A 23,535-nucleotide genomic window follows, 5' to 3' on the forward strand; every position below is an offset into this window, starting at 1 on the left:
TAGTTCGCCAATTATCGCCGCTTTTTGCCCTTTTATTTCTGCATGCCTTTTATCTCTTTGATCAGGCGGATTTTTAGGGTGATGATGATACCGGCAATAAATGCACAGCCCAACACATACTCCCACCGGCCATGCTCAACTGCCGACCATATGATTATTACGCATAGAAAAATTACTATGTTGTAAAACACATTTAGCGCAACTTTTTTACCCATATTAGTAAACGTTAAGTTCCGGGTCTATCTCTGCTTTCCAGGCTAAAATGCCGCCTTGCAGGTTGCTCAGGTTGGTGTAGCCCTGTGCTTCTAACTGCATAATAGCTGCTGCGCTGCGTTTGCCGCTGCGGCACATCACTACAACCGGTTTGTCATGAGAGATCTTATCGGCCTCAATTAAAATGCCGCCCAGTGGAATGTGCTGCCCGCCAATATTAGAGGTTTCAAATTCAAAATCCTCACGAACATCTATCAGTTGCAGGTCTTCGCCTTTATCCAATTTTTCTTTAAGTTCCTGTACGCTTATTTCTTTCATTTCAATTGTAATTAATAGTCAAAGGTATGTTTTTCTGTATCAAATATTTGTAGTTAATCTGTAACAATCAGTACCTAAGTGCGTTTTATAGATAAGCTTAAAATATTTCGCTTTACGTTCATGAAAAAAATCACCAGATTTTTTTGGTTCTGTTCCGGCGCGCACGTAGACACACTGAAAAAATATCCTATAGAACATAACAAGTATGTGGGCATTGGTGCCACCATATTTTTCACGGCTTTGTTTGCCTCGCTTTCCGGAGGGTATGCTATGTATTTTGTTTTTAGCGGCAACGCTTTTGCCGTTGGTTTTGCCATACTGTTTGGGCTGATATGGGGTACCGCCATTTTTAATATGGATAGGTACATCGTATCCAGCATCAATAAAGAGGGCGGCATGAACCAGCAGATCCTGCAGGCTACACCGCGTATTTTATTGGCTATCATGATAGGGGTGGTCATTTCCCGCCCGCTGGAACTGAAGATTTTTGATAAAGAGATCCGCACTAAGCTAAAAACAGCCTATTTAAAAGGCCAGCACAGTAAAATAGATACCCTGCAAAAAACCTATCAGCAAAAATACGCGCAGGAACTGGTTAAAAACATCGACCTGAAAAAGGAAAAGGATTCGCTGGAGCGCGATATCAACCGCTCGCGTTACGAGTTGAACCAGGAAGTATTTGGCGATAAAACCAATCAAACATCGGGCATTACAGGCTACGGTACCTACGCCAAACAAAAAGCACAGATACTGCAGGAAAAGCAGGACAGGCTTAAAACCGTTACCGAAAACCTGGGGCAGATGGACCAGTATCTTGGCCAGCGTAAAGATTACGAAGGCTTAAATTCTACCCGTTTATTCAGCGAGAAGCAGCTGGATAGCCTGGCCAATGTTGCCGGCTTTGCAGACCGTAACTGGGCACTGGGCCAGTTATCTTACAATGTTGATGGCACGCGCGATCTGGATACGTACATGGCCATATCATTTATAGGCTACCTGTTCATCTTGTTTGAGTGTTTGCCCGTTTTTGTAAAGCTGATGTCGCCTAAAGGGCCGTATGATACCGCCCTTGCCAAAATTGCCGAGGCTAACATTTACTTTGCCAATAAAGATAAGGACAAGGAAATGGCCGTTACCGACCAAACGTATGATCATAACCTGGATGCAGATGTTGCCCGGCGAAAACAGATGATAACCGGGCAGTCGGAATTTGACCTGGGGCGGCATAGTTATGATTGATAAATTCCCTGCAAAGAGGTAGGTAGCCGGACGATTTTGATAGGAGTTTTTTGTAATAAAATTGATAGGCACGATATCTGGATTAAATAGTAATTTCATCGGCTGAACTCATATCATCTTACATGAAGAAAATAGTTTTATTTGCGGCCGTTGCATTTTGCACCTTTACGGCTCTTGCACAAAACCCCAACAAGTTTCGTAACTCGCTTTACTATGCGGTTTCATTCCCTAATGCGGCCCACCACGAGGCCGAAGTGATGCTGACCATTCCCGAGGCTCCAACAGGTGCATTTCGTATCCGGATGAGCCGTTCATCACCGGGCCGTTACGCTACGCATGAATTTGGTAAAAATGTCTATAACGTAAAAGCTACCGATGTTGACGGTAAACCCCTGCCTGTAAAACAGGTGGAAGGCGACGTTTATGAGGTGGGCGATCACCCGGATATTGTAAAAATAAGCTATACCCTGTTTGGTAACCATACCGATGGCACCTATGTAGGGATAGACCAAAGCCACGCGCATTTAAATATGCCTGCGAGCTTTATGTGGGTAGCTGATAAAAGCATAGCCAACCGCACCATAAAGTTTGAGTTTAACGATTTGGATAAATACGGTTGGAAAGTAGCTACCCAGCTAAAGCACGAAGGGGATAACGTTTACAGTGCCCCCAACATGCAATACATGATGGATAGCCCAACAGAGCTATCTAACGTAAAAACAAATACCTGGGAGGTAGTAAATACGAATGGCAAAAAGCAAAAGGTAGGTATTGCCGTTCACTCTGATGACGACCAGGCAACGGTAGACAATTTTGCCAAACTGGTGCAAAAAGTGGTGCTGGAAGAAAAAGCCGTATTTGGCGAACAGCCCGATTATGACTACGGGAGCTACACTTTTTTGGATGATGTGCATCCCAACAACTTTGGGGATGGTATGGAACACCGTAACTCAACCTGTATCGTAGACCGTTCTGAAAAGATCGCCGGGAACGAAAAAGATCTGTTAGGCACCTACTCGCACGAGTTTTTTCATAGCTGGAATGTAGAGCGTATCCGCCCAAAATCATTAGAGCCATTTAATTTTGAGCATGCTAACATGAGCAGCGAACTTTGGTTTGCCGAAGGCTTTACCCAGTATTACGGCGAACTTGTGCTTGCCCGGGCGGGCATAAACGCTGTGGATGATTATGCAGGCACTATCAGCGGCCTGGTTAATTCGGTATTGGTGCCGCCGGCACCCCAAAAATATTCGCAAACGCAAATGAGCCGTTATGCGGTGTTTACCGATGCCGGCGTAGCGGTTGATGCTACTAACTATACCAATATTATCACCAGTTATTATGTTTATGGTGGTGCAACAGCTTTAGCGCTGGATCTGCGCCTGCGCAGTGAGTTTAAAATAACCCTGGATGATTACATGCGCCAGGTTTGGCTGGCACACGGCAAGCCCGAAAAGCCGTACACCATTCCCGATCTGCAGGCGGTATTGGCCAGGGTTACCAACCCTAAGTTTGCAGCCTCGTTTTTTAATGATTACATCTATGGTGTAAAAAAGAATAATTACGAAGCCTTATTGGCCAACGCAGGTTTACTGATGCAAAAGGCAGCACCGGGTAAAGGCTGGATGGGGCGTGTACAAGGCAGGCCCGTTAACGGGGGATTGTTAATAACCGGCAGCACCGCATCAAATGCTCCGGTTTATAAGGCCGGTTTAGATGCCGATGACGTTATCCTGAAACTAAACGGCAACGATATTAAAGATGTGGCCGCATTAACAATTGCAATTAAAGATAAAAAGCCCGGCGATAAAGTAACCGTAAATTATAAGAACCGCACAGGCAGCCACGAAGCCATTATTATATTAGAAGAAAGCCCTGTGATAGAAGTAGTAATCTACGAAAAAGCCGGCAAAACGTTAACGCAGCAACAAAAAGATTTTCGCAGCAACTGGTTATCATCAAAAGTAAAATAATAATGAGATTTAAAAATTTAATAGCGGTTACCGCTTTAGCCCTAACACCAACCCTTGCCTTTTGCCAGGATGTAAATAAATTAATTAATCAGGCTGATGTAGAACGCATCATTAAAACCCTGAGTGCAGATGATATGGAAGGCCGTGGTACTTTCACAAAAGGGATTGACAAAGCCGCCACTTTTATAGAGGGCGAATTTAAGGCTGCCGGGCTAAAACCAATGGCCGGCGCTACCGGTTACCGGCAAACATTTGCACAAACACGTGTGGCACCGGTTAACCCAAAAGTTATTTTTGACGGTACGCCTGTAGCCGATGATAAGATAGCGATTACAACAGGGCTGCCCTTTAATTGGAAAAGCGATACTACGGTAAAGGTCATCAGCATTACAGAAGAAAAAAACTACCGTACGCAAATAGGAGCAGCGATGCGCAGCGGTAAAAAGTTGCTTGTGCTTTTAGACGCTTCTATGGGTGGCCTTTTTAAACGTATCCGCGATAGGGCTGTTAAAGGCAGTATTATTAGTGATGACAGGGGGCCTGCGCAGCCTGTAACTTATGTACTTGGCGCTGCCGAGCCAAAAAGTTTTGAGGTTAGCTGCGAGGTAAAAACAGAAAAATTGCCGCTTAGTAATATTGTGGGGATGCTTCCCGGCAAATCAAAACCGGATGAATATGTGGTTTTTGGCGGCCATTATGATCATTTGGGTATCATTAAACCAATGGAAGGCGATAGCATAGCCAATGGCGCCGATGATGATGCATCGGGTACAACGGCGGTAATTGCATTGGCTAAATATTATAAAAAGCTAAATAATAATGAACGCACACTGGTATTTGTAGCCTTCACGGCCGAAGAGATAGGTGGTTACGGTTCGCAGTATTTTTCTAAACAGTTAGATCCTGAAAAAGTGGTCACGCTTTTTAATATCGAGATGATCGGTAAGGCTGCAAAATTTGGTGAGAACTCCGCTTTTATAACCGGATTTGAACGGTCGGATTTTGGTACTATCCTGCAAAAGAACCTGGAAGGCACCGCCTTTAAGTTTTATCCGGACCCATACCCCGAACAAAACCTGTTTTACCGCAGCGATAACGCTACCTTGGCCGCTTTAGGTGTGCCCGCGCATACGATCTCTACCGACCAGATCCCTACAGATAAGCTTTATCACACGGTAAAGGATGAATACAGCAGCCTGGATGTAAATAACATTGTGGCTACTATCCGCGCTATTGCATTAAGTTCGCGTAGTATCGTATCTGGTAAGGATACCCCAACAAGGATCCCTAAACAATAAGATTTTAGGTGTCAGGTATTTTGCAAGGCCCAAACAATTGTTTGGGCCTTGCTGTTTATTGGCTAAACTAAACAGGAATATTATGCAATGGATGGGCAGACGCGAAAGCAGTAATACAGAAGATGGCAGTTCAAGTGGCGGCCGTGGTTTAGCACTTGGCGGCGGTGTTGTTGGCATTATTGCAGCGGCCATATACTTTTTTACCGGGATAGACCCATCGGCAGTACTTAACGGCGTACAGGGTGGTGGCTCCCAGCAAAATAATACAACTGCCGTAGCAGATACCAAAGAAAAAAAGTTTGCCAAAGTAGTACTGGCAGATACCGAAGACACATGGACCAAGCTTTTTAACGACATGGGCAAAACCTATGAAAAGCCCACTATGCACTTTTTTGAAGCCGCTGTAAATACCGCTTGCGGACAGGCCGGCGCTGAAACGGGGCCGTTTTATTGCCCTGGCGATCAAAAGGTTTATATCGATCTGTCTTTTTTTGATGAATTATCTAACAAGTTTGGGGCTGCGGGTGATTTTGCACAGGCCTACGTTATAGCGCATGAGGTTGGGCACCACGTACAGGATTTGCTTGGCGTAACAGCCAAAATGGATCAGGCGCGCCAGCAGATGAGCAAGGAGGAGTATAACAAGCTATCGGTTAAGCTGGAATTGCAGGCAGATTTTTATGCCGGGATCTGGGCCTATTACCAAAAAAATGATAAAAAGGTGTTAGACCCCGGTGATATTGAAGAGGCTTTGAACGCAGCCCACCAGATAGGCGACGACCGACTGCAGAAAGAATACCAGGGAGAAGTGCACCCGGATAGTTTTACCCATGGCACCAGTGCACAGCGCATGTATTGGTTCAAAAAAGGTTATGAAACAGGCGATGTAAGCCAGGGTAATACCTTTGCCGCTGCAGACCTGGAGTAAGTAGATTAGCGGGCATTACTTCCCCTTACCGCCGGGCAGGGTGTTCACGTTCACGGTTGGTGAACACCGTGAACGTTTTTAAAGTATCTCGTAGTCAGATGTTTAGTGTTTTTTAAATTCAATTGGGGGCAACAATTGCCCTGATGCGGTCTTCGGCAAGTTGTACCAGTTCTTCAATGGGGGCCGTGTGGGGTTCTATAGGTTCTAATACTTCCCACTTCATAGGTGTAAAAGTATTCATGGGGTACATGCCGTATTGGATCATCTTCCAGCTATCGGTAATGGCAACCGGCACCAGCAGCGCATTGGGGCATTTTTTTAACAAGGTAGCTATGCCTGCCGCACGGAATGGCTTTACCCTGCCGTCTTTCGATCGTGTCCCTTCAGGGAAGATCACGGCGCCCCAGTTATTAGCCTTCATCCGGCCGGCAAATTTGGCCAGTTCGGTGATGGATTGGCGCGAATCTTTACGGTCGATATTTGCACCGCCGCCATGCCTGAGGTTAAATGAGATAGAAGGGATGCCTTTAGCCAGCTCTACCTTTGATATAAACTTGGCGTGGTATTTACGCAGATAATAGATCATGGGCGGGATATCAAACAAGCTTTGATGGTTGGCCAGGAATATAATGGGCCTGCCCACAGGTAAACTTTGTTTGTTAATAAAGATGATGCGGTTGAACAGGATATAGGCAGTATGCAGCAAAAAAAAGTTCAGGATATCTACCGATCGCTTGTGCGCACTGTATCCGCCCAATTTTAAACACAGCCATTGTATGGGATGGAATATCACCAGTAGTAAAAAGAATGCTAATATGGCAAACGGAGAAAGAATGTAGCCTAAAAACTTTTTCATCAAGGCCGCAAATTTAATTTTTTTTGAGGAATTGATAATAAGGATTTTATAAAGTGTTCTCCAACTGCATCAGGCGCGCCTTCAGCACTGCGGCTACCGCCAGCGAATCGGTTATCTGACCACCGCAAACCATCCTGTAAACGTCCTCAAAAGGCACTTTTTTAACCATCAGCTGTTCGGTTTCTTCCGGTTCGGCTTCATGCTGTTCCAGGCCGCGGGCAATATACAGAATGCAAAGTTCATCACTTACCGAGTTGGATAGGTGCATCCGCTGGATCTCGTCCCATCTGGATGCCTTTAAGCCGGTTTCTTCCAGTAATTCGCGTTTGGCAGATTCCAGCGGGTCTACCCCGATGATGCCGCCGCCTTCCGGCAGTTCCCAGCTGTATTGGTTAAGGGTAAAGCGATATTGGCCAACCAGGTAGGTGTTCATTTCGTCATCCAGAGGCAAAATACCAATAGCCAGGTTTTTGTAATGCACCTGCCCATAAATACCCGGATTGCCGGATGGGTTGATCACCTGGTACTCGGTTACGTTTATCCAGGGGTTATCATAGATCTTTTTTTCCGAGGTGATCTTCCAGGGGTTGGCTTCGGGGTGTTGCATATTCAAAGATAAAATATTCCCGCATTAACGCGTGTTTTACACCCATGTCAATTATGTACAAAGATGCTTGTGTACTGGCTTTGCATGTTGGAGACGCGAAGTATCGCGTCTTTACAGTACCCGCCTCGTAATGTGTTGGAGACGCGAAGTATCGCGTCTCTACAGAACCTGTCTCGTAATATGTTGGATACGCGAAGTATCGCGTCTCTACAGAACCTGTCTCGTAATATGTTGGAGACGCGAAGTATCGCGCCTCTACAGTACCTGTCTCGTAATATGTTGGAGACGCGAAGTATCGCGTCTCTACAGTGCCTGGTTCGTAACATGTTGGAGACGCGAAGTATCGCGTCTCTACAGTACTTGGCTCGTACCATGTTGGAGGCGCGAAGTATCGCGCCTCTACGGTACCTGTCTCGTAAATATGTTGGAGGCGCGAAGTATCGCGTCTCTGCAGCGTCTTATGCAAGCGATATTTAGCCCAAGCAAAAAAGGCGCACCATTTGGCGCGCCTTTGTATAATATACCGGTTGATATTACAAACCGAAGGCGCTTTTAACCTGATCTACGTAGTCCAGCTTTTCCCAGGTAAATAATTCTACCTCGCGGGTTACAATGCTGCCATCGTGCGCGTGGAATGATTTGGTAACCGTTTCGTTTGGGCGGCCAAAGTGGCCATAAGCGGCGGTTTCGCTGTAAATAGGGTTACGCAGTTTAAAGCGGGTTTCGATAGCGTAAGGCGTCATGTTAAAGATCTCCTCTACTTTTTTAGCTATCTCGCCGTCGTTTAAGCTCACCTTGGCGGTACCGTAGGTATTTACATAAATACCCATAGGCTGTGCAACACCAATAGCGTATGATACCTGCACCAACACCTCGTTGCAAACGCCGGCAGCTACCAGGTTTTTAGCGATGTGGCGGGTTGCGTAAGCAGCAGAGCGGTCAACCTTTGATGGGTCTTTACCGCTGAATGCGCCACCACCGTGGGCGCCTTTGCCACCGTAAGTATCCACAATTATCTTGCGGCCGGTTAAACCGGTATCGCCATGCGGGCCGCCGATAACAAATTTACCGGTTGGGTTAATATGGTATTTAATATCGTTATTAAAAAAGTGGGCGTATTTTGGATATTTAGCCTTGATACGGGGGATAAGGATGCTGATGATATCGCTGCTGATCTTCTGTAGCATCGCCTGCTCTTCGTCAAAATCATCGTGCTGGGTAGATATCACGATGGCATCTATCCGGGTAGGCTGGTTATCATCGCTGTATTCTAAAGTAACCTGCGATTTTGCATCCGGGCGCAGGTACTTAATGTCGGTATTTTCGCGGCGGATGGCAGCAAGCTCGCGTAATAAGGCATGCGCAATATCTAAAGCCAAAGGCATATAGTTATCCGTTTCGATGGTGGCATAGCCAAACATCATACCCTGGTCGCCCGCGCCCTGTTCTTCTTTCGAGGTACGGTCAACACCCTGGTTAATATCCGGCGATTGCTCATGAATGGCCGATAGCACACCGCAGGAGTTACCGTCAAACATATATTCGCCCTTGGTATAACCAATGCGGTTAATTACATCGCGGGCAATTTTTTGTACGTCTAAATAAGTTTTTGATTTTACCTCTCCGGCTAAAATAACCTGCCCGGTTGTTACCAGGGTTTCGCAAGCCACTTTTGACTCGGGGTCGAATGCTAAAAAGTTATCAATTAACGCGTCCGATATCTGGTCGGCAACTTTATCCGGATGCCCTTCTGACACGGATTCCGATGTAAATAAGTATGGCATAGTATGTTATGTAATAAACGTTAAAACCGAAAGGTAAGGATTTATTTTTACGTAGTAAAAGGAGCAGGGTTAGCACTTTTTTACGTGGTTGCAATCCAGTCCCGCTGTTGTGGTTATCAACATTGGGGCATTAAATCAGTCCACTTTCGGGAGGCAAAAATAAAACAATTTTTCACAAAGCCGAAAATACATTTACTTTTGCCGCTTGTAAACTTATATAGTTGAAAAGGAAAGCGTTATTTATCATAAACCCGGTATCGGGCGGGAAAAAAAAGGATGGGGTGCCGGATCTTGTACAGAAATACGTTGACCCAACTATTTTTGATTACGATATAGAGTTTACCACGGGGATATTCCATGCCAATGGCCTGGCAAAGGCAGCTGTTGGCGAGTACGATATTGTTGTTGCCGTTGGCGGCGATGGCACGGTTAACGAGGTGGCATCGGGCATTGTAAATACAGATACTGTTTTGGGGGTTATCCCCTATGGGTCGGGCAATGGCTTATCCAGATTCCTGAATATCCCGATGAACGTAGAGGAAGCCTTTAAAACGCTTAACCAGGCAAGGGCAATAACCATTGATGCCGGGCAGATGAACGGGCAATGGTTTTTTAATATGGCCGGGATGGGGTTTGATGCCCACATTAGCCATGTATTTGCCCATGGCAGCGCAAAGCGTGGGTTTGTAAGTTATTTTAAATCATCTGTAAAAGAAATCTCTACCTATCAATCTAAAAACTATCATATTGAAATCGACGGGGTTGCTTATAACCGCGAAGCCTTTATGCTGAGTATGGCCAATTCATCACAGTATGGTAATAATGCGCACGTATCGCCAACGGCATCTGTACAGGATGGTTTGCTGGATGTTTGCATCATTAAACCGTTCCCGCTGTGGCGCTTTCCGGAAATGGGCCTGCGGATGTTTACCAAAACAGCCGATAGCTCCAGGTATGTAGAGATCATTAAAGGCAAGCACATCCAGATCACCCGGCAGCAGGAAGGCCCTATTCACCTGGATGGCGAGCCGCAGGTTGCAGGCACGGCTATTGATATACAGGTAGTGCCCGATGCCTTGAATGTAATAGTTGGCGCATCATATCATAAATAAAAAGGCTTCACCCAAACCCTTCTCCGGGAGGGAGGGCTTTAGAGAAGAACGGCTAAAAGGCCGCACCCCAAACCCTCGCCGAGAGGGAGGGCTTTAGAAATAAGGGTTAAAAAACAATATAAAATAAAAGTATCCCTACCGGGGAGATAATTTACAGGTGTAGTTTTTATGGTGTTCATGAGGGCTACGCCGTTTAAAGGGGGCTTATATGGCAAAGAAGAATTTTACAGGCATCATGTACTCTACCGACCCTGATTTTCAGTATCAGCAAGAAGGCGGCGGCGAGCAGCAAACTTTACCTGCACAGCAGCAAAATTTAAAAATATTTTTAGACAGGATAAAAGGTAATAAACTGGTAACCCGTGTAAGCGGTTTTATTGGCCTTGCCGGCGACCTGGAAACCATCGGCAAAAAACTAAAAACAAAATGTGGCGTGGGCGGCTCTGTTAAAGACGGCGAAATACTACTGCAGGGAGATTTTAGGGATAAGGTGCTTGCCATGCTGCAGGCGGATGGGTATAAGGCTAAAAAAGCCGGAGGATAGTGTATTCAGTTAAAAAATATTTTAACCGTTAAGTGTTGATTTTAAGTGATTTATGTGGTGTGTAAAATATACATTATGTAAATAAATACCTTAAAAAATTTGTTTCTTAGTGTATCAAAAGGGTAATTTTGGGCAACCAATTATAAATTATCTTCCTGATGAATACCACTACCAAGCAGTTGCCCGATTTAGGGTATCTAAACCTGGGTAAAAGCCTTACTGTTTTTTACCAGTTAACCCCCGCACAACTTGTTGAAGCTGCCATTAAACGGACCGAAGGTGTATTGAGCGATACCGGCGCCCTGGCTATTGATACGGGCAAGTTTACCGGCCGGTCTCCAAAGGACCGCTTTATTGTTGATGACCATGTTACGCATGATGCGGTATGGTGGGGCAGTGTTAATTTTAAGTTTGATGGTGCCAAATTTAATGCCCTATATAATAAGGTAACTAAATACCTGGCCGGCAAAGAGATTTTTGTGCGCGATGCCTGTGCCTGCGCTAACGAAAAATACCATATAGATATCCGTGTAGTTACCGAGACGGCCTATCAAAACCTGTTTGTGCATCACCTGTTCATCCGCCCCGAGATTGCCGACCCCGAAAGCCGGCCCGAATGGACCATTATTGCAGCGCCCGGCTTTACGGCCGACCCGGAAACCGATGGTACACGCCAACCCAATTTCTCGATCATCAGCTTTAGCAAAAAAATTATCCTGATAGGTGGCACGGGCTACACCGGCGAAATTAAAAAGGGTATTTTTTCGGTACTGAACTTTATTTTACCGCATGACAGGCAGGTGCTGTCTATGCATTGCGCGGCCAATACCGGCGTAAAAGGCGATACCGCTATCTTTTTCGGCTTATCGGGCACGGGCAAAACCACCCTCTCTGCCGACCCGGGGCGCAGCCTGATAGGGGATGACGAACACGGCTGGAGCGACCATACCATATTTAACTTTGAGGGCGGCTGCTATGCCAAATGCACCGGGCTTACTGCCGAAAGCGAGCCGGAGATATTCAACGCCGTTAAATATGGCGCCCTTTTAGAGAATATAAACTTTATACCCGGTACGCGCAGGGTTAACTATAATAATACGGATAAAACCGAAAATACCCGTGTTGCCTACCCTTTAACCAATGTAAGCAGCGCGGTTACACCGTCAATAGCGTCATCGCCCCAAAATATATTTTTTTTAACGGCGGATGCCTTTGGGGTGCTGCCACCCATATCAAAATTAACGCCCCAGCAGGCCATGTACCACTTTTTATCGGGCTACACGGCTAAAATAGCGGGTACCGAAACGGGCATTACCGAGCCGGTTGCCACTTTTTCGGCCTGCTTTGGCGAGGCCTTTTTACCATTGCACCCGGTAACCTATGCCAACCTGTTGGGTAAAAAAATTAAAGAGCACCAGGTAAATGTATGGCTGGTAAATACCGGCTGGGCGGGCGGGGGCTATGGCGTTGGCCGCCGTATAAAACTGGCTTACACCCGCGCCATGATCAATGCTGCCATCAGCGGTGCGCTAAACCATGCAGATTATCACCCGCACCCCGTATTTAATATGATGATGCCCCGCAGTTGCCCTAACGTGCCAGACGAGATCTTAAACCCCGTGAATACCTGGGCCAATGCAGAAAATTACGAAGAAAGCGCAAACAAGCTTGCGAATGCGTTTGTTAAAAACTTTGAAAAATATGCCAGTTATAATACAGCACACCTTATAAATGCCGGGCCAAACACCGTAATTACAGTGTAGTTAGACGCAAGTATATCACTACTGTTACATACATTTTACAAGTTTTTGCTTGCTATTATTAAAAAAAATGGGTTGTATTGTAAAAAATTGTCTGCCGTACAGACAATTTTTCTGTTTAAGAGCGTTATGTAATCACCAATTTGCAGAACCGCTTAAGCTGTATATTAAATAATTATAAAGAATAACATAAAAAGTTTTTTTATTTCATTTAAATTCTATTTTTGTTATTCGCTTAAAACGCACACATTTTTATTAACTTATATTACAAACAAAACGAAAACTAAAATTTAAAAAGTAATGGCAAACGCACCAACAAAACCAACTACTCCTGTAAAAAACGAAAGCTCAAGTGCATCGGGCGCATTTGCAACTTTGACCATTCCTATTTGCATAGTAGTGGCAATTTGTATCTTCGTATTCATCTTAGGCCACCCAAGCCATTTTAAAGGCGGTAACCCTGATAACGATCCTAATCCGGGCGATATCTTCGGTACTGTACACAAAGGTGGTGTTATTGTACCTATCATCCTTTCTTACCTTTTAATGGTGATCGTATTTTCAATCGAAAGGTTCATCGTAATCGGCAGAGCTTCTGGTACAGGTAACGTAGATGCTTTCGTTAGAAAAATTCAGGCTTTCTTAAACTCAGGTAACATCGAAGCAGCAAACGCTGAGTGCGACAAACAAAAAGGTTCGGTAGCAAACGTTATCAAATCTGGTTTGAAAAAATACCGCGAAATGGAAGTTGATCAAACAATGGATGTTGATCAGAAAGCCCTGGCTATCCAGAAAGACATTGAAGAAGCAACTGCTTTAGAGATGCCAATGTTAGAGCAAAACTTAACTATCATCGCTACCCTGGTATCAATCGGTACATTAACCGGTTTGTTAGGTACGGTAATCGGTATGATCGGTGCGTTCTCTACCTTGGGTGCATCTGGTGCTCCAAACCAATCAGAACTTTCAACTCACATTTCTGAAGCACTTATCAACACAGCATTAGGTATCGGTACATCAGCTGTATCAATTGTAATGTACAATGTGTTCACTTCAAAAATTGACAAGTTGACTTACGCAATTGACGAAACCGGTTTCAGCATCGTTCAAACATTCTCTGCTTCACATAAAAACAGAGCGTAATAAAATATTAATGCGGATTTATTCATTTTAACAAAATATAATTTGGATGAATCCGTTAAATAACTATATTTACATTAATATTTTTTAAACGATAAAAAGATGCCAAGAGTAAAAGTCGGGAGAAAGAGCACCGCAATAGATATGACCGCCATGTGCGACGTAGCTTTCCTGTTGCTTACTTTCTTCATATTAACAGCAAAACCAAGAACAGAGGATCCTGTTCCGGTAGATGTTCCTGCTTCATCGGTTGAGCAGCCTATACCAGACGATAACGTGCTTTTGTTAACCGTTGGTAAGGGTAAAATTTTCTTTACGGTTGATGGTACAGATATACGTAAACAAACCCTTACACAAATGGGTGATAAGTATAACGTTAAATTCACACCAGGTCAGCTTCAAACATTCTCTAACCTGCAGGTTTCCGGCGTACCGATGAACCGTATGCAGCAGTTTTTGGATTTAGATGCCGACAAGCGTAAGGCTTATGTACAACCGGGTATCCCTGCAGATACAACAGCAAATAACGAGTTGGCTGACTGGATCAGGGAAGCGCGTAAAGCAGACGTTGCTTTGCACAATAAAGCGTTAAGGATATCTATCAAAGGCGACAGTAAAGAGGAGTACCCTACGATCAAAAAGATAATCGGGATACTCCAAAATCAAAAAGCTAACAAATTTAGCCTGATCACATCAGTCAGGAGCGCACCTAAAAATTAAAAAAAATGGCAGAATTAGACACCTCCTCCGGCGGGGGGAAAAAGGGCGGAAAAGTAAGAAGTAAAAAAGCTTCAACACGTGTGGATTTAACCGCGATGGTGGATCTTGCTTTCTTGCTGATTACATTCTTTATCATGACCACCACACTATCTAAGCCTAAGGCTATGGATGTGGTTGTGCCCGCCAAGGATGAAAAAGTAGACGATCAATTACCGGTTGCCGCATCACGTTCGATGACGCTATTATTAGGTGCAAACGATAAACTGGAATGGTTTATTGGTGTACCGGGCGATACTGCACCAGAAACTATTGGTTATGGTAAAGATGGTTTACGCAAAACGCTTATCGAAAAAAGTAAGGAAGTACAGGCGAGCACCGGTAAATACATGGTTGTATTAATTAAACCAAGCGACAAAGCCAACTATAAAAATGTGGTTGATGCCTTGGACGAAATGAAAATAACCGCTATACAGTCGTTCGCGATTGTAGATATTACGCCTGCTGAAGTTGCATTGCTTAAGCGTGACGGAAACTATTAACGAACTATTAAAGTAAATTAACGTTATAAGATAATGTTTGGATCAAAATTAGACATACTTAACCAGCAGTGGATTGACGTTGTTTTTACAGGCCGTAACAAAGCTTATGGTGCATACGAACTAAGAAAAGATAACCCTCGTAATACAAACAAGGCCCTTATTTTTGGTGTAGCAGCATTTGTTTTACTTATATCTTTTAAAACAATACTCAATGCAATCGAGGGATTTATCCCCAAAGCTGATGAAAAGGTAAAGGTTACCGAAGTGGTATTGCCTCCGCCTCCAGTGAACGAAGAGGTTAAACCACCTCCCCCGCCACCAGAACCACCAAAACCAAAAGTTGACCAGGTGCGTTTCCCTCCTCCGGTAGTAAAACCGGATAATGAGGTGCGAGAAAAAGAACCGCCAACCGTAAAAGAGTTGGAAGTTGCAGATCCGGGCCCAAAAGACCAGAAAGGCGACCCTAACCAGGCCATCACTATCGATGAGCCGGTTGGTAACGCCGATGTGAAACAAGTGGTTGAGGAAAACCCCAATCAGATCTTTACCGCGGTAGAGCAGGTTCCGGCATTCCCTGGTGGTGATGCAGCATTTGGTAAATATTTAAGTAATAATATCAAATACCCTGCTATAGCAAGAGAAAACAACGTACAAGGGCGTGTGGTTTTAACCTTCGTAGTAGAGCGCGATGGTTCATTAACAGATGTTAAAGTACTGCGTGGTTTAGGTAGCGGTACCGATGAGGAAGCTATCCGCGTATTGAAAAAATCACCTAAGTGGAAACCAGGTATTCAAAACGGGCGTCCGGTTCGTGTACAATACAGCATACCTGTAAACTTTACACTTGCATCAGAATAAAAAATCAATGTTATCAAATAACAATGAAGAGCAAAAATCGCCCAAAAGGCGGTTTTTGCTTATTTTAGGAGTTACTGTATTTATATGCTTTTGCGTATTGGGGTTAATGATCCTGTTTTGGGATGGTTTCCCAATTAAGTTCCAGCAGCCACAACGTACACTATTTGGCGTGGTGATTTTAATATACGCTGTACTGCGTTTTTCGCGTTACTTAAGAAAGGACCCGAATGAAAATTAATTATAAACCCTTACTATTGGGAATTACTTTTTTAGCCATATTACAAAGTTGCCAGCAAAATAAAAGCAACAAAGCCCCGCTTGACGGGTTTACATCAGGAACCATAAAAATTAGTGCAGACGAATCTTTTGCGCCTATTTTAGACGAGGAACTGTATGTTTTTAAGGCAAGTTTCCCGGAATCTAACCCGGTACTTGATTACAAGCCTGAGGCCGAAGTGGTAAACGACCTGTTAAACGATAAGATTCGTGCAGTGATACTATCCCGCAACCTGGATACAGCCGAACTGGGCGTATTAAAAAGGCGCACTTTAACAGCAGATGTAAACAAATTTGCCATAGATGCTGTTGCCATAATTGTAAATGAAGCTTCAGCCGATACTACGATATCATTAAAACAAATAAAAAGCACGCTTTTGGGGCAATTAAATACAGATAAAAATATAGTATTTGATAACCCAAACTCCAGTTTGGTAAGGTATTTGAAGACTATAACAGGAAGCAAGGAATTTAAGCAGAAAAATATTTACGCGCTAAACTCCAGTAAAGAGGTAATAAAATACGTAAGCACGCACCCTAATTCGATAGGCATTACAGGCTTTGCGTGGTTAAATGATCCCGATAAGGACTATGCAGACGCTGTTAGCAAGGTTAAAATAGTTGGGGTTAAAGACGAAAACAGTAAAATTGCACCCAACGAGTACTTTAAACCTTCGCAGAATACACTTGTCCAACATCTGTATCCGTTAAGCAGGTCGTTATATATCATAGACTGTACGGGCCGTAAAGGATTGGCAGCAGGGTTTGCCTCATTTTTGGCCAGCGAACGCGGACAAAGGATCATATTAAAATCTGGTTTGTTGCCAGATTCTATCCCTTCAAGGGAAATAAACTTAATACACTAACACTAACTATATACACATAATAAACTAAGATGAAAATGATCAGTAAGATAAGTAAAATAGTATTAGCACTGACGCTTGTAGGTTCATCAGTTTTTGCGCAGAGTATAGCCGATGCAAAAAAAGCGATTGATGCCGAGCAGTTCCAGAAAGCTAAATCGATGCTTAAAAATTTAACCGTTACACAAGCTACCAAGGATGAGAATTTCTTTTACCTGGGCTGGGTGTACATTCTTCAGGAGTATCCGGATTCTGCAAAAACCATTTTTCAGAAAGGTATTGCCGTTAACCCAAAATCAGCATTAAACTATGCAGGTTTAGGTGCCGCAGCATTTTTAGATAAAGACAGGAATACCGCTACTACAAATTTTAACCAGGCAGTTGCACTGGCAGGTAAGGATAGCAAACCGTATTTATACGTGGGCCGGGCATACCTGCTGAACGATGTAGACGGTAAGGTACCGGCTGCCGATGCTAATGCTGCAATAGCGGTATTAACCAAAGGTAAAACCGTAAATCCTAAAGATGCCGAGATACTGGTAGCCCTGGGCGATGCGTTGCGCACACAAAGTAAAAACACCGAAGCCCTGAGTAACTACCAGGCAGCTTTAGATCTTGATCCGAAGCTGGCCCATGCTAAAGTTGCTACAGGTGTTATCTGGAAATATGCCAACAACTTTGAAAGCTCAGAAACTGAATTTAAGGCAGCTTTAGCTATCGACCCTAACTACGGCCCTGCTTACCGCGAGTGGGCAGAAACAGATGTACGCTGGGCGTTTTCTGATCCTAAAATGGCATCAGCAAAAATTAAGGAAGCTACCGAGCAGTACAAAAAATACCTGTCGTTAACTGATCTGTCTATAGAATCTCGCTTGCGTTATGCGGATTTCTTACTATTGTCTGGTGATTTTAAAACCTTACAAACAGAAGCACAATCATTATCAGGTGCAGCTAACAGCAACTTAAAGGTTTATCGTTATTTAGGATACGCCGGTTACGAGAATAAAGATTATCCGGCTGGTTTAGCCGCGATAAATACCTGGATCACTAAAGCAGACCCGAAGCGTATCATCCCGCGTGATTATGTTTACCTGGGCCGTTTACAAATTGCTTCTAAGCAAGATTCATTAGGTATAGCTTCTTTACGTAAAGCCATCGCAATTGATACCACACAGGTAGATGTTTATCCGGAAATTGCTAAATCGCTTTACGGGCAAAAGAAATATCTTGAAGCTGCCGAGGCTTATAATGTTTTCACTAAAAAAGGCCGTGGCGTTAAGTTGTTAGATCACTTCTATGAAGGTATTAGTTATTATTTTGCATATGACGATAAAAAGCCGGGTGCAGATTCAATAATAGCCAAAGCAGATTCAGCGTTTAGCTATGTAAACCAAAAAAGCCCAACAACTGCTGATGCTTATCTTTATCGTGCACGTGTAAACGAGCTGAAAGATAAAGACCGTAATAACATTGTAGGTTATGCCAAGCCTTTTTACGAAAAATATATTGAAGTAACCAATGCTAAAGGCGGTACGCCAACAGATAAAGTTAAAAAAGAACTTGCCGAAGCTTATGTTTACTTAGCAACTTATGCCGAATTTAAAGAAAAGGATATGGCTAAGGCTACAGAAAACTACAATAAAGCTAAAGAAAATGACCCGGCTAATAAGCAGGTTATAGCGTTCTTTGCCCGTAAAGGTGGTACCGCTAAAGGCAAGTAATTAATACAGCATAATTTTAAAAAGCCCCTTAAAAGGGGCTTTTTTATTATCCGCTCATTTGTATATTTGCAGCATGGAATTAAAAAGTTTACCGGTTAACTATTTGCCCATCATATTCCAGATGCTGGTAGCAATGGGCTTTGTTGTTACAACCATGTTTGTAACCCACAAAATTGGCCCTAAGCGTGTTACTAAAGATAAGCTTACCCCGTTCGAGTCGGGTATCGAGGTAATTGGTAACGCCCGTACGCCCATGTCTATCAAATACTTCCTGGTAGCCATACTTTTTGTACTGTTTGATGTAGAGGTTATTTTTATGTATCCCTGGGCCGTAAACTTTCGCGATCTGGGCCGCGATGGGATGATAGAGATGTTCATCTTTATGGGCACCCTGTTAGCAGGTTTCTTTTACATCATCAAAAAAGGCGCCTTAAACTGGGATTAATCATTCCGGGTCAACTTTCATCATCCGGGCGATGGGTTGCAAAATCCCTTGCGGTAAATTAATGATGTTAGCGCCTAATAGTTTAGATTGATTCTAAATATATTCCTGTGCATTCATAGTGTATTCGTTACAACGTATTTATTGTAAATTTGCCTATCGGTTTAACTGATGAGTTAATTTTATTGATAAGAATTAATGAGTGATATTCAAATAGTTGAGGCTCCGGCAGGTGTAGAAGGATCTGGTTTTTTTGCCACATCAATGGATAAGGCGATCGGGCTGGCGCGTTCCAACTCGTTATGGCCGCTTCCATTCGCAACATCCTGCTGCGGTATCGAGTTTATGGCTACCATGGGTTCGCATTACGATTTAAGCAGGTTTGGCGCCGAGCGTTTAAGCTTTTCGCCCCGCCAGGCAGATCTTTTAATGGTAATGGGTACCATATCTAAAAAAATGGGCCCGGTTTTACGCCAGGTTTACCTGCAAATGGCAGAACCGCGCTGGGTGATGGCTGTTGGTGCCTGCGCATCAAGCGGCGGTATCTTTGATACCTACTCTGTTTTGCAGGGTATTGACGAAGTTATCCCGGTGGATGTGTACGTGCCCGGCTGCCCGCCACGCCCCGAAGCGATTATTGACGGTTTTATGGCTATCCAGCAATTGGTTAGAACAGAATCTTTACGCCGCCGTGAAGAGCCTAAATACCAGGAATTGCTGGCTAAATACGGAATTCAATAATGGGTAAAATAGCTAACGAAACGCTTTTACAAAAGCTTACAGATAAATTTGGCGAACAGGTTGCCCAAACAGGTGCTGATTATGGCCTGCTTACGGTAGAAACCAATAAAGAAGTTATTACGGATGTTTTAACTTTTTTAAAAACAGATGCAGCCCTGCAGTTTATCTTTTTAACAGATCTTACTGCCATTCATTACCCGGATCAAGAAAAGCAGATAGGTGTAATTTACCACCTGCATAGCTTAACAACAAACACCCGCATTCGTATAAAGGTGTTCCTGACATTGGATGACCTGCATATCCCAACGGCATCAACCATTTGGGATGGTGCCAACTGGATGGAGCGCGAAACATACGACTTTTTTGGGGTGATATTTGACGGCCACCCGGATCTGCGCCGGATACTGAATGTTGATGACATGACGGTATTCCCGATGAGGAAAGAATTCCCGCTGGAAGATCCAAACCGTATTGATAAAAAAGATTACTTTTTCGGGAGATAATATAAGATGCAAAACCACCCGGTATATACCGACAACGATCCGCAAACCGAATACTCTACGCTCAACCTGGGCCCCACACACCCTGCAACCCACGGCGTGTTCCAGAACGTGCTGCAGATGGATGGCGAACGTATTGTTAGCGGCGTATCAACCATTGGCTACATACACCGTGCATTTGAAAAAATTGCCGAGCACCGCCCATTTTACCAGATAACGCCACTTACCGACAGGCTTAACTATTGCTCGTCGCCCATCAACAACATGGGCTGGCACATGACGGTAGAAAAACTGCTGAACATACAAACGCCAAAACGTGTAGATTACATGCGTGTAATTATCATGGAACTGGCCCGCATTGCAGATCATATCATCTGTAATGGTGTATTGGGCGTAGATACAGGCGCGTTTACAGGTTTCTTGTACATGATGGAGCATCGCGAAGAGATCTACGAGATCTACGAAGAGATCTGCGGCTCGCGTTTAACAACCAACATTGGCCGTATAGGTGGTTTCGAGCGTAATTTTAATAAAATTGCCTTCGATAAGATCCGTAAGTTCCTGGTAAGGTTCCCGCCGGTATTACGGGAATTTGAAGCCCTGTTTAACCGTAACCGCATCTTTGTAGACCGTACAAAAGGTGTAGCTGCTGTTACTGCAGAGCAGGCATTAAGCTACAGCTGGAGCGGCCCTATATTGCGCGCCACCGGTGTAGATTATGATGTTAGGGCGATGGAGCCGTATTCCTCTTACGAGGATTTTGACTTTGAAGTACCTGTTGGCGAGAATGGCGACGTTTATAACCGCTTTTTGGTACGTAACGAAGAAATGTGGCAAAGCCTGCGCATTATTGAGCAGGCGCTGAACAAAATAGAAAAAGAACCAACCGATATATTCCACGCGGATGTACCGGCCTTTTATCTGCCTCCAAAAGAGGAAGTATATAATAACATGGAAGCCCTGATCTATCACTTTAAAATTGTGATGGGCGAGGTGGATACCCCAACTGCCGAAGTTTACCACGCAGTAGAAGGTGCCAACGGCGAACTGGGCTTTTACCTGGTTAACGATGGTGGCCGCTCGCCGTACCGTTTGCATTTCCGCAGGCCAAGTTTCATCAATTACCAGATGTACGCGCCCATGAGCAAGGGGATGTTATTATCTGATGCTATTATTAACATGAGTAGTTTAAACGTTATAGCCGGAGAGTTAGATGCTTAGTGTACAGGATACCAATACCCCGGTAACATTTTCGCCGGAGCTGATCAGCAAATTTGCTGATGTGGTGAGCCGTTACCCCGAGGGGAAACAAAAATCGGCCTTATTGCCCATACTGCATTTGGTACAGGCCGAGTTTGGCTGGACAAGCGTACCCGCCATGGATAAAGTGGCCGAATACCTTGCTATCCAGCCGATAGAGGTTTATGAGGTGGCATCATTTTACACCATGTACTTTTTAAAGCCGCAAGGCAAGTATATGTTAGAGGTTTGCCGTACCGGCCCCTGCGAAATTGTGGGTGCAACGCCGATAATGGAGCATATAGAAAAAACGCTGGGTGTTAAGGAAGGTGATGTTACCCCCGATGGCTTATTTAGCTGGAGAGGTGTAGAATGCCTTGCTGCCTGTGGCTTTGGCCCGGTGCTGCAAATTGGCCCCGAATATACTTTTTACGAAAATTTAACCACCGAATCAGTTGATAAACTGATTGGCGACCTAAAAGGAAAGGCGAACAACTAATGGCACGTAAATTACTTTTAGAACATATAAACGTACCCGGCATCAATACATTCGATGTTTACCGCTCAAAAGGCGGTTACGCTGCTGTTGAAAAAGCCCTGAAAACCCTTACCCCTGACGAAGTGGTAGAAGAGGTTAAAAAATCGGGCTTGCGCGGCCGTGGTGGTGCAGGTTTCCCTACCGGGATGAAATGGAGCTTTCTGGCCAAACCGGAGGGTGTTGCCCGTTACCTGGTTTGTAATGCCGACGAATCTGAACCCGGTACCTTTAAAGACCGTTATCTGATGACCCATATCCCTCATTTATTGATTGAGGGCATGATCGTAGCCAGCTTTGCGCTGGGTGCAAAAACATCATACATATACGTACGCGGCGAAATGATGCCGCAGATCCGTATCCTGGAAAAAGCTATCGCCGAAGCAAAGGCAAAAGGCTTTTTAGGTAAAAATATTTTAGGCACAGGTTACGATCTGGAGCTTTATGTACAACCGGGTGGTGGCGCTTATATCTGTGGTGAAGAAACCGCTTTGTTAGAATCACTGGAAGGTAAACGTGGTAACCCAAGGATCAAACCACCGTTCCCGGCTATTGCAGGTTTGTATGGCTGCCCTACCGTGGTTAACAACGTAGAATCTATTGCAGCCGTTGTGCCTATCATTAACGAAGGTGGAGACGAGTATGCCAAATTAGGTATAGGCCGCAGTACCGGTACTAAACTGATCTCTGCCGGTGGCAACCTGCGTAAACCGGGTGTTTACGAAATTGACCTGGGATTACCGGTTGAAGAATTTTTATACAGCGACGAATATTGTGGCGGTATTGCCAACGGCAAGCGTTTAAAAGCGGTTGTTGCGGGTGGTTCATCCGTACCCATTTTACCGGCTAACCTGTTCCTGAAAACCATTAATAACGAAGCCCGCCTGATGAGCTATGAATCATTAGCTGATGGTGGTTTTGTAAGTGGTACTATGATGGGATCTGGTGGTTTCATCGCTTATGACGAAGACCAGTGTATTGTAAGAAACACCTGGAACTTTGCCCGTTTCTATCATCACGAAAGCTGCGGACAATGTTCGCCTTGCCGCGAAGGTACCGGCTGGATGGAAAAAGTTTTACACCGCCTGGAATACGGCCATGGTAAAATGAGCGATATGGACCTGCTGGTTGATGTATCTAAAAAGATAGAAGGTAATACGATTTGTCCGCTTGGCGACGCAGCAGCATGGCCGGTAGCCAGCGCTATCCGCCATTTCAGGGACGAGTTTGAATGGCATGTAACGCATCCGCATGAAGCAACAACCAGGAATTTTGGTATTGCACATTATGCAGATCCGTTGCCGAAGTTAGAAGAAGCAGCAGGGTAAG

General features: G+C 44.4%; 25 protein-coding genes. 20 read left to right on the forward strand and 5 right to left on the reverse strand.

Features of this window, described 5'->3' with window-relative positions:
* Window positions 1-32: 32 nt before the first annotated feature.
* Both E2R65_RS09650 and E2R65_RS09655 read right to left on the reverse strand, forming a co-directional pair.
* The gene (locus E2R65_RS09650; RefSeq protein ID WP_134336284.1) at window positions 33-215 is read right to left on the reverse strand and encodes a DUF6358 family protein; all 183 of its coding nucleotides are present in this window, start codon (window positions 213-215) and stop codon (window positions 33-35) included.
* A 1-nt stretch (window position 216) separates the two neighbouring features.
* The gene (locus tag E2R65_RS09655) at window positions 217-531 is read right to left on the reverse strand and encodes a rhodanese-like domain-containing protein (protein ID WP_134336285.1); all 315 of its coding nucleotides are present in this window, start codon (window positions 529-531) and stop codon (window positions 217-219) included.
* A 120-nt stretch (window positions 532-651) separates the two neighbouring features.
* Here E2R65_RS09655 and E2R65_RS09660 point away from each other — a divergent pair, with 120 nt between their 5' ends.
* The 4 genes from E2R65_RS09660 to ypfJ all read left to right on the forward strand — a co-directional run bounded on the left by E2R65_RS09660 (window position 652) and on the right by ypfJ (window position 5,969).
* Window positions 652-1,770: a DUF4407 domain-containing protein gene (locus E2R65_RS09660; protein ID WP_134336286.1), complete on the forward strand. Its 1,119-nt coding sequence runs from the start codon at window positions 652-654 to the stop codon at window positions 1,768-1,770.
* A 122-nt stretch (window positions 1,771-1,892) separates the two neighbouring features.
* The gene (locus E2R65_RS09665) at window positions 1,893-3,743 is read left to right on the forward strand and encodes a M61 family metallopeptidase (protein ID WP_134336287.1); all 1,851 of its coding nucleotides are present in this window, start codon (window positions 1,893-1,895) and stop codon (window positions 3,741-3,743) included.
* A 2-nt stretch (window positions 3,744-3,745) separates the two neighbouring features.
* Window positions 3,746-5,041, forward strand: coding sequence for a M20/M25/M40 family metallo-hydrolase (locus E2R65_RS09670; protein ID WP_134336288.1), 1,296 nt, complete (start codon window positions 3,746-3,748; stop codon window positions 5,039-5,041).
* A gap of 82 nt (window positions 5,042-5,123) precedes the next feature.
* Window positions 5,124-5,969 carry a KPN_02809 family neutral zinc metallopeptidase gene (gene ypfJ, locus E2R65_RS09675; RefSeq protein WP_134336289.1) on the forward strand — a complete coding sequence of 282 codons (846 nt, stop codon included), beginning with the start codon at window positions 5,124-5,126 and terminating at the stop codon, window positions 5,967-5,969.
* A 118-nt stretch (window positions 5,970-6,087) separates the two neighbouring features.
* Here the strand turns inward: ypfJ and E2R65_RS09680 are convergent, their stop codons facing one another.
* The 3 genes from E2R65_RS09680 to metK form a co-directional block, all read right to left on the reverse strand.
* Entirely contained in the window at window positions 6,088-6,825 is a 738-nt protein-coding gene (locus tag E2R65_RS09680; protein ID WP_134336290.1) for a lysophospholipid acyltransferase family protein, read from the reverse strand.
* A gap of 46 nt (window positions 6,826-6,871) precedes the next feature.
* Entirely contained in the window at window positions 6,872-7,432 is a 561-nt protein-coding gene (locus E2R65_RS09685; protein ID WP_134336291.1) for an NUDIX domain-containing protein, read from the reverse strand.
* A 533-nt stretch (window positions 7,433-7,965) separates the two neighbouring features.
* The gene (gene metK / locus E2R65_RS09690) at window positions 7,966-9,216 is read right to left on the reverse strand and encodes a methionine adenosyltransferase (RefSeq protein ID WP_134336292.1); all 1,251 of its coding nucleotides are present in this window, start codon (window positions 9,214-9,216) and stop codon (window positions 7,966-7,968) included.
* Between the two features lie 221 nt (window positions 9,217-9,437).
* Here metK and E2R65_RS09695 point away from each other — a divergent pair, with 221 nt between their 5' ends.
* From E2R65_RS09695 to nuoF, 16 genes are all read left to right on the forward strand, one after another.
* The gene (locus E2R65_RS09695; RefSeq protein WP_134336293.1) at window positions 9,438-10,328 is read left to right on the forward strand and encodes a diacylglycerol/lipid kinase family protein; all 891 of its coding nucleotides are present in this window, start codon (window positions 9,438-9,440) and stop codon (window positions 10,326-10,328) included.
* Between the two features lie 208 nt (window positions 10,329-10,536).
* A complete protein-coding gene (locus E2R65_RS09700; RefSeq protein WP_134336294.1) occupies window positions 10,537-10,872 on the forward strand; it encodes a translation initiation factor in 336 nt (111 codons plus the stop codon).
* 158 nt (window positions 10,873-11,030) lie between these two features.
* Window positions 11,031-12,635, forward strand: a complete 1,605-nt coding sequence (pckA, locus tag E2R65_RS09705) for a phosphoenolpyruvate carboxykinase (ATP) (RefSeq protein ID WP_134336295.1) — start codon at window positions 11,031-11,033, stop codon at window positions 12,633-12,635.
* Window positions 12,636-12,932: 297 nt separating this feature from the next.
* A complete protein-coding gene (locus E2R65_RS09710; RefSeq protein WP_134336296.1) occupies window positions 12,933-13,775 on the forward strand; it encodes a MotA/TolQ/ExbB proton channel family protein in 843 nt (280 codons plus the stop codon).
* Between the two features lie 99 nt (window positions 13,776-13,874).
* Window positions 13,875-14,492: an ExbD/TolR family protein gene (locus tag E2R65_RS09715; protein ID WP_134336297.1), complete on the forward strand. Its 618-nt coding sequence runs from the start codon at window positions 13,875-13,877 to the stop codon at window positions 14,490-14,492.
* A gap of 5 nt (window positions 14,493-14,497) precedes the next feature.
* Window positions 14,498-15,031 (forward strand): ExbD/TolR family protein, encoded by a 534-nt coding sequence (locus tag E2R65_RS09720; protein WP_134336298.1) that lies wholly within the window; start codon window positions 14,498-14,500, stop codon window positions 15,029-15,031.
* A 33-nt stretch (window positions 15,032-15,064) separates the two neighbouring features.
* Window positions 15,065-15,889: an energy transducer TonB gene (locus E2R65_RS09725; RefSeq protein ID WP_134336299.1), complete on the forward strand. Its 825-nt coding sequence runs from the start codon at window positions 15,065-15,067 to the stop codon at window positions 15,887-15,889.
* Window positions 15,890-15,896: 7 nt separating this feature from the next.
* A complete protein-coding gene (locus E2R65_RS09730) occupies window positions 15,897-16,127 on the forward strand; it encodes a hypothetical protein (protein ID WP_134336300.1) in 231 nt (76 codons plus the stop codon).
* On the forward strand, window positions 16,117-17,031 hold the full coding sequence (locus tag E2R65_RS09735; protein WP_134336301.1) for a PstS family phosphate ABC transporter substrate-binding protein: 915 nt from the start codon (window positions 16,117-16,119) through the stop codon (window positions 17,029-17,031). Before E2R65_RS09730 ends, E2R65_RS09735 begins: the two co-directional genes overlap by 11 nt.
* Window positions 17,032-17,060: 29 nt before the next feature.
* Complete coding sequence (locus tag E2R65_RS09740; RefSeq protein ID WP_134336302.1) at window positions 17,061-18,749, forward strand: tetratricopeptide repeat protein; 1,689 nt, start codon at window positions 17,061-17,063, stop codon at window positions 18,747-18,749.
* A gap of 73 nt (window positions 18,750-18,822) precedes the next feature.
* Window positions 18,823-19,194, forward strand: a complete 372-nt coding sequence (locus E2R65_RS09745; RefSeq protein ID WP_121245499.1) for an NADH-quinone oxidoreductase subunit A — start codon at window positions 18,823-18,825, stop codon at window positions 19,192-19,194.
* A gap of 195 nt (window positions 19,195-19,389) precedes the next feature.
* Window positions 19,390-19,932: an NADH-quinone oxidoreductase subunit B gene (locus E2R65_RS09750; protein ID WP_134336303.1), complete on the forward strand. Its 543-nt coding sequence runs from the start codon at window positions 19,390-19,392 to the stop codon at window positions 19,930-19,932.
* The gene (locus tag E2R65_RS09755) at window positions 19,932-20,435 is read left to right on the forward strand and encodes an NADH-quinone oxidoreductase subunit C (RefSeq protein WP_134336304.1); all 504 of its coding nucleotides are present in this window, start codon (window positions 19,932-19,934) and stop codon (window positions 20,433-20,435) included. The genes E2R65_RS09750 and E2R65_RS09755 overlap by 1 nt, the downstream gene beginning before the upstream one ends.
* 6 nt (window positions 20,436-20,441) lie before the next feature.
* Complete coding sequence (locus E2R65_RS09760; protein WP_134336305.1) at window positions 20,442-21,653, forward strand: NADH-quinone oxidoreductase subunit D; 1,212 nt, start codon at window positions 20,442-20,444, stop codon at window positions 21,651-21,653.
* Entirely contained in the window at window positions 21,646-22,170 is a 525-nt protein-coding gene (locus tag E2R65_RS09765) for an NADH-quinone oxidoreductase subunit NuoE family protein (protein ID WP_134336306.1), read from the forward strand. Before E2R65_RS09760 ends, E2R65_RS09765 begins: the two co-directional genes overlap by 8 nt.
* Window positions 22,170-23,534 (forward strand): NADH-quinone oxidoreductase subunit NuoF, encoded by a 1,365-nt coding sequence (gene nuoF, locus E2R65_RS09770; protein ID WP_134336307.1) that lies wholly within the window; start codon window positions 22,170-22,172, stop codon window positions 23,532-23,534. The genes E2R65_RS09765 and nuoF overlap by 1 nt, the downstream gene beginning before the upstream one ends.
* Window position 23,535: the final 1 nt, after the last annotated feature.

Source organism: Mucilaginibacter phyllosphaerae (genome assembly GCF_004378255.1).
GTDB classification, from domain to species: Bacteria; Bacteroidota; Bacteroidia; order Sphingobacteriales; family Sphingobacteriaceae; genus Mucilaginibacter; species Mucilaginibacter phyllosphaerae.

Excerpts from the sequence above, each read along its gene's own strand:
- E2R65_RS09720 (WP_134336298.1), top strand. The coding sequence starts at position 14,498 with ATGGCAGAATTAGACACCTCCTCCGGCGGGGGGAAAAAGGGCGGAAAA.
- E2R65_RS09685 (WP_134336291.1), bottom strand. The coding sequence starts at position 7,432 with ATGCAACACCCCGAAGCCAACCCCTGGAAGATCACCTCGGAAAAAAAG.
- metK (WP_134336292.1), bottom strand. The coding sequence starts at position 9,216 with ATGCCATACTTATTTACATCGGAATCCGTGTCAGAAGGGCATCCGGAT.
- E2R65_RS09670 (WP_134336288.1), top strand. The coding sequence starts at position 3,746 with ATGAGATTTAAAAATTTAATAGCGGTTACCGCTTTAGCCCTAACACCA.
- E2R65_RS09650 (WP_134336284.1), bottom strand. The coding sequence starts at position 215 with ATGGGTAAAAAAGTTGCGCTAAATGTGTTTTACAACATAGTAATTTTT.
- ypfJ (WP_134336289.1), top strand. The coding sequence starts at position 5,124 with ATGCAATGGATGGGCAGACGCGAAAGCAGTAATACAGAAGATGGCAGT.
- E2R65_RS09730 (WP_134336300.1), top strand. The coding sequence starts at position 15,897 with ATGTTATCAAATAACAATGAAGAGCAAAAATCGCCCAAAAGGCGGTTT.
- E2R65_RS09740 (WP_134336302.1), top strand. The coding sequence starts at position 17,061 with ATGAAAATGATCAGTAAGATAAGTAAAATAGTATTAGCACTGACGCTT.
- E2R65_RS09655 (WP_134336285.1), bottom strand. The coding sequence starts at position 531 with ATGAAAGAAATAAGCGTACAGGAACTTAAAGAAAAATTGGATAAAGGC.
- E2R65_RS09745 (WP_121245499.1), top strand. The coding sequence starts at position 18,823 with ATGGAATTAAAAAGTTTACCGGTTAACTATTTGCCCATCATATTCCAG.
- E2R65_RS09700 (WP_134336294.1), top strand. The coding sequence starts at position 10,537 with ATGGCAAAGAAGAATTTTACAGGCATCATGTACTCTACCGACCCTGAT.
- E2R65_RS09715 (WP_134336297.1), top strand. The coding sequence starts at position 13,875 with ATGCCAAGAGTAAAAGTCGGGAGAAAGAGCACCGCAATAGATATGACC.
- nuoF (WP_134336307.1), top strand. The coding sequence starts at position 22,170 with ATGGCACGTAAATTACTTTTAGAACATATAAACGTACCCGGCATCAAT.
- E2R65_RS09680 (WP_134336290.1), bottom strand. The coding sequence starts at position 6,825 with ATGAAAAAGTTTTTAGGCTACATTCTTTCTCCGTTTGCCATATTAGCA.
- E2R65_RS09710 (WP_134336296.1), top strand. The coding sequence starts at position 12,933 with ATGGCAAACGCACCAACAAAACCAACTACTCCTGTAAAAAACGAAAGC.
- E2R65_RS09765 (WP_134336306.1), top strand. The coding sequence starts at position 21,646 with ATGCTTAGTGTACAGGATACCAATACCCCGGTAACATTTTCGCCGGAG.
- E2R65_RS09725 (WP_134336299.1), top strand. The coding sequence starts at position 15,065 with ATGTTTGGATCAAAATTAGACATACTTAACCAGCAGTGGATTGACGTT.
- E2R65_RS09665 (WP_134336287.1), top strand. The coding sequence starts at position 1,893 with ATGAAGAAAATAGTTTTATTTGCGGCCGTTGCATTTTGCACCTTTACG.
- E2R65_RS09750 (WP_134336303.1), top strand. The coding sequence starts at position 19,390 with ATGAGTGATATTCAAATAGTTGAGGCTCCGGCAGGTGTAGAAGGATCT.
- E2R65_RS09755 (WP_134336304.1), top strand. The coding sequence starts at position 19,932 with ATGGGTAAAATAGCTAACGAAACGCTTTTACAAAAGCTTACAGATAAA.
- E2R65_RS09760 (WP_134336305.1), top strand. The coding sequence starts at position 20,442 with ATGCAAAACCACCCGGTATATACCGACAACGATCCGCAAACCGAATAC.
- E2R65_RS09660 (WP_134336286.1), top strand. The coding sequence starts at position 652 with ATGAAAAAAATCACCAGATTTTTTTGGTTCTGTTCCGGCGCGCACGTA.
- E2R65_RS09735 (WP_134336301.1), top strand. The coding sequence starts at position 16,117 with ATGAAAATTAATTATAAACCCTTACTATTGGGAATTACTTTTTTAGCC.
- pckA (WP_134336295.1), top strand. The coding sequence starts at position 11,031 with ATGAATACCACTACCAAGCAGTTGCCCGATTTAGGGTATCTAAACCTG.